Here is a 4,617-nt window from a genome sequence, read left to right on the forward strand (position 1 = left end):
CGGGCTCGTCGCCGGTCGCGCCGGGGGGACACCCGCCGAGACCGAGGCCGCGGTCACGGCGGTGGTCGAGATGGCGAAGGGGTGGGAGAACCGCTGACCCTTCGGGCGCGCGCGGCGACCGACGGCCGGCTGGGGTTCGTCGAGACCGGCTAGGTCGGCTCGGCGATCACGTCCACCGCCAGCCCGCCCGATGCGATTGCGAGTCGGGAGTCGTTCGTCCAGAACGCGCTGCATCCGGCCTGCCGGGCGACGGCGAGATGCAGGGCGTCCGCCGTCTGGAGGCGTCGGAATCGCGCGCGGAGCAGGGCCGCGTCGAGGTAGGCGTCGGGTTCGATCGGGAGGAGCTCGAAGGCGTCGAAGGCGCTCCACATCGTCGACTGGGCCTGTGCGTCGGCGTCTCGCATCGGTTTCACGAGGGATTCCAGCATGACCAGGGGACTCGTCGCCAGAGTCGTCTCGGCGTGGGCGAGCGCAGAACGCGCGCGATCGCCGATGGCGTCGTCGCGCTCGACCGCGTAGATCACGAGGCAGCTGTCGACATAGATCACGCCCCGGCGGCCCGGTTCTCGGCGACGATCGCGTCGATCTCTTGGGTCGGTCGTGCGCGTTCGGCTGTGAGGGGGTGCTCGCGCAACCAGGCGGCGAAGGCGTTGCGTGGGCGCCCGTGCACGTGGTCGATCGGCACGATACGCGCGACGGGCACGCCGCGACGGGCGATGGTGACCTCGATCCCCGACTCGACGTCGGCGATCAGCTTGGACAGGTTGTTGCGCGCCTCGAGCACGTTGTACATCATGCGGTCACGCTAGCCAGGAACCTGGCTAGCGCGGTGCTACCGCCCGACGTATTCACCTCGCGGCCGCAGCCGCATCGCCTGTTCGCCGTACTCCGCGCCGATGTGCGCGATCCAGCCCGCGAGGCGCCCCACGACGAAGATCGTGCTGGCCGCGTCATCGGGCAGCCGGGCGCCCGACACCAGGGCGGCCAGCGCGAGGTCGACGTTGGGCTGCAGACCCGTTCGGGCGGCGACGGTCTCGCTGAGCCGGCGCACGGCATCCATCGTCGATTCCCCGTCGGGGAGCGCCGGCAGCAGGGGGAACAGGGCGTCGGCGCGGTCGTCGACGCCGGCGTAGAGAGGGTGACCGAAGCCCGGAATGCCGTTGCCGTCCTGCAGCACCTCGGCCAGCGCCCGTTCGGGCTCGAGTCCTCGGCGAACGCGTGCGAGCAGGCGGGCCGTCCGCGTCGCCGCGGAGATGTGCAGCGGAGAATCGGCGGCACCGAGGGCGGCGCTCACGGCGGCGTATCCGTCGGCCCGCGCCGACGCGGCCACCCGCGCGGCGAAGGTCGACACGGCGAGGTCGTGGTCGATGAGCAGCACGAGGGCGGCGTTGACGGCCGCATCGACGGAGGCCGGTGCACGCCAGGCGCTCGTGAGCGAGCGGGCGATGTCGGCGTGCGGATCGCCGCCGAGGGCGATGGGCAGGCCCGTCAGCAGCGTCCAGCCGATGCGGTGCAGGGTCGCCGCCGACGTGTCGTGCCGCAGCGGATCGTCGGCGGCGAAGCCGGTGAGGGCGGCGCGGAGGCGATCCATGGCGCCGGCGTGCGGCGGAAGGGCCGCCACCATCTCGCGCGCGCTGCCGATGGCGGGGTCGGGGGCGTCGAGTCGCTCGGCATCCCACAGCCACGCGACGACGTCGGAGAACGGCCGGTCGATGAGGTCGCGGGCCCGGCGGCCGCGGAACAGGAGCTCGCCGTCTTCGATGTCGGCGATGTCGGTCTGCACGACGCCGAGCGGCGAACCGGTCGTGGGATGCGACGGCGACCGCACCGGGTCACGACGACGGCCCGCCGCGAACGTCTCGACGTCGAGCGCGTCGAACGTCGAGCCGCGCGCGTCGCGCTCACGCTGCAGGAGGCCGCGTGAGACGTACGCGTAGAGCGTCTCGGGCTTGACCCCGAGGCGGGCGGCGGCCTGGGCGGCCGTGAGGCGGGGGAGGGGGGATGCCATCTTGATCCGATCAACGTTGACGCTGTTGCGGTCATGTTCGCACACTGGGCGCATGAGCGACCTGATCGATGTGCCCCGCGGCCTGAACGACGTCGTGGTGGCCGAGACCACCATCAGCGACGTCGACGGCGGCGCCGGTTTCTACCACTACCGCGGCCACTCGGCCACGGCCCTGGCCCGCACGCGGACCTTCGAAGACGTGTGGCACCTGCTCGTCGTCGGCGACCTCCCCGACGTCGACCGTGCGGCCGCCTTCGACGAGCGCATCGCCGCCGCACGATCCGACCCCCGGATGCCGAAGCTCATCGCCGCGGTCACGGCGCGCACCGATCAGCCGCTCGCCGGCCTCCGCGCGGTGTGGACGCTCGCGGCATCCGTTCGCCGTTCGCCCGCCCTGTACGACGTCGACGAAGCCGGCCGGCTCGACGAGGCGATCGCGTTCGCGGCGATGGTGCCTCTCGCGCTCGCTCCCACCCGCGGCGCCGACCGCGTCGAGACTCCCCACGCGCTCGCTCCCGCCGCCCGCGCCGGCGCGGCATGCGAGGGACGGGACGCCGCGCCGGAGCACGATCGCGACGCCGACGATCACGAAGAGGGGCGGATGCCGAGGGACCGAGGGCTCGTAGCCGACTACCTCGAGCGCGTCACGGGTGCGACACCCGACGACGTCCACGTTCGCGCGCTGTCGGCCTACCTGATCGCGGCGATGGACCACGGTTTCAACGCCTCGACCTTCACGGCACGGGTCATCGCCTCGACGGGGGCCGACATGGCATCCTGTCTCTCCGGTGCGCTCGGAGCCCTGTCGGGACCGCTGCACGGAGGCGCCCCCGCCCGCGCTCTGGAGAGCCTCGACGCCGCCGGTGACGACCCCGGAGCCTGGATCGCGAACGAGCTCTCGGCGGGGCGTCGACTGATGGGATTCGGGCACGCGGTGTACCGCACCGCCGATCCGCGATCCGAGCTGCTGCGCGAGGTCGCGCAACGGCTCGGGGGAGCGCGGGTGGCGCAGGCGCTGGCGTTCCAGCGCGAGGCCGAGCGTCAGCTCGCGCGGCGCCGGCCAGAGCGGCCCCTGCACGCCAACGTCGAGTTCTACGCCGCGGTGGTGATGGAGCAGTGCGGCATCCCGTCCGCGATGTTCACACCCACCTTCGCGCTCGCCCGCACGATCGGCTGGACGGCGCACGTGCTCGAGCAGGCGCGGGATCCCAAGATCATCCGTCCCTCGGCGCGTTACGTCGGGCCGGCCTTCGCGGGGTGAGCGGTACTCCCTCAGGAGGTCGGGCGGGGATGCGCGAGGCAGCGAGCACCACGGACGAACGGTCGGATGCCGCGGACGAACGGCCCGGCGCCGCGCGGCGCGAACGGCCAGCATCGAAGCATGACCACCACCGCCCCCCTTCCCACGTCCCACGCCGGGCTGGCGACGATGCGCTACGGCGGACACGTCGTCGTGATGCTGCTGAGCTTCCTGCTCGTCACCGCGGAGTTCCTCCCCAACGGTGTCCTCACCGAGATGGCCGCCTCTCTCGGCGTGACCCCCGGTCAGGCGGGTCAGACGGTCACCGTCACCGCCCTGGCGGGGCTCCTGTTCGCCCCCACGGTGGGCCTGCTGCTCCCACGCCTCGACCGCCGCACGCTGCTCGTGGGCGCGGCCGCCGCGGCGACGGTGTCGAGCCTCGTGGTGGCCATCGCCCCGAGCCTGCCCGCGATCCTCGTCGCCCGCTTCCTGCTCGGGGCGGCGATCAGCGGGTTCTGGTCGATGTCGATCACGGTGGCGGCGCGCCTGTCGAGCCCCGACCGCATCGGACGCGCCATGATGTTCGGCTCGGCGGGCGTGTCTCTCGCGACCGTCGCGGGCGTGCCGATCGGCGTGGCGCTCAGCGAGGTGCTCGACTGGCGCCTGGCGTTCCTGTCGATCGCCGTGGTGACTGCCGCGGTGGGGGTCGCCGTGCGGTTCGCCCTGCCGCCCGTGCCGCCGGCTGCGGCGTCGAGCCTCGGCATCCTGTTCGACACGCTCCGCCGGCCCGGAGTGGGCGGGGGCATGATCGGACACGTCCTCGTCGTGCTCGGGCACTTCGTCGCCTACACCTACGTGCGCCTGTCGCTGGAGCGCATCCCCGATGTCGACGCGGGCACGATCGTGCTGCTGCTCGCCCTGTTCGGTGTCGGCGGAGTCGTGGGCAACCTCGCGGTCGGCATCGTGGTCGACCGCGCCTTCGCCCGTCTCGCCGTGATCGGGCCCCTGGTGATCGCGCTGTCGATCGCGGCGGTCATGCTGCTGCCCGAAGCGATCGTGGTCGTCGCGATCGCGGTGATCGTGTGGGGCTTCTTCTTCTCGTCGTGGCTGATCATCGTGAACACGTGGGTCGGCCACCGCATGCCCGACCGCCTCGAGGCCGGTGGCAGCCTCGTCGTCACGGGATTCCAGCTCGCCATCATGATCGCGGCGGGCGTGGGCGGCATCCTCGTCGACGCGACGAGCGTCGTGACGGTGGATGCCATCGGCATCGCCCTCCTGATCGTCGGCGCCGTGCTCTTCGGGCTGTCAGTGCGCGAGCGGCGCAGCGCCGCGGCGTGACGGGTGCGCGGGCGGCGCGGGATGGGGT

General features: G+C 72.7%; 5 protein-coding genes. 2 read left to right on the forward strand and 3 right to left on the reverse strand.

The genetic code is table 11. The features are described 5' to 3' along the window. Window positions 1–149: 149 nt before the first annotated feature. Genes RWP81_RS14415 through RWP81_RS14425 form a run of 3 tightly spaced genes read right to left on the reverse strand, consistent with a single transcriptional unit; the run spans window position 150 to window position 2,008 of the window. On the reverse strand, window positions 150–548 hold the full coding sequence (locus RWP81_RS14415) for a type II toxin-antitoxin system VapC family toxin (RefSeq protein ID WP_314457227.1): 399 nt from the start codon (window positions 546–548) through the stop codon (window positions 150–152). Next, window positions 545–796 (reverse strand): type II toxin-antitoxin system prevent-host-death family antitoxin, encoded by a 252-nt coding sequence (locus RWP81_RS14420; RefSeq protein WP_314457228.1) that lies wholly within the window; start codon window positions 794–796, stop codon window positions 545–547. Before RWP81_RS14420 ends, RWP81_RS14415 begins: the two co-directional genes overlap by 4 nt. Window positions 797–832: 36 nt before the next feature. Beyond that, a complete protein-coding gene (locus tag RWP81_RS14425) occupies window positions 833–2,008 on the reverse strand; it encodes a citrate synthase (RefSeq protein ID WP_314457230.1) in 1,176 nt (391 codons plus the stop codon). A gap of 52 nt (window positions 2,009–2,060) precedes the next feature. On the opposite strand from RWP81_RS14425, the gene RWP81_RS14430 reads away from it, so the two are divergent. Together RWP81_RS14430 and RWP81_RS14435 are read left to right on the forward strand one after the other, a co-directional pair. Further along, window positions 2,061–3,269 carry a citrate/2-methylcitrate synthase gene (locus RWP81_RS14430; protein WP_314457232.1) on the forward strand — a complete coding sequence of 403 codons (1,209 nt, stop codon included), beginning with the start codon at window positions 2,061–2,063 and terminating at the stop codon, window positions 3,267–3,269. Window positions 3,270–3,389: 120 nt separating this feature from the next. Continuing rightward, window positions 3,390–4,589 carry an MFS transporter gene (locus tag RWP81_RS14435; protein ID WP_314457234.1) on the forward strand — a complete coding sequence of 400 codons (1,200 nt, stop codon included), beginning with the start codon at window positions 3,390–3,392 and terminating at the stop codon, window positions 4,587–4,589. Window positions 4,590–4,617: the final 28 nt, after the last annotated feature.

The sequence above is a fragment of the uncultured Microbacterium sp. genome (assembly GCF_963521695.1).
Taxonomy (GTDB): Bacteria; Actinomycetota; Actinomycetes; order Actinomycetales; family Microbacteriaceae; genus Microbacterium.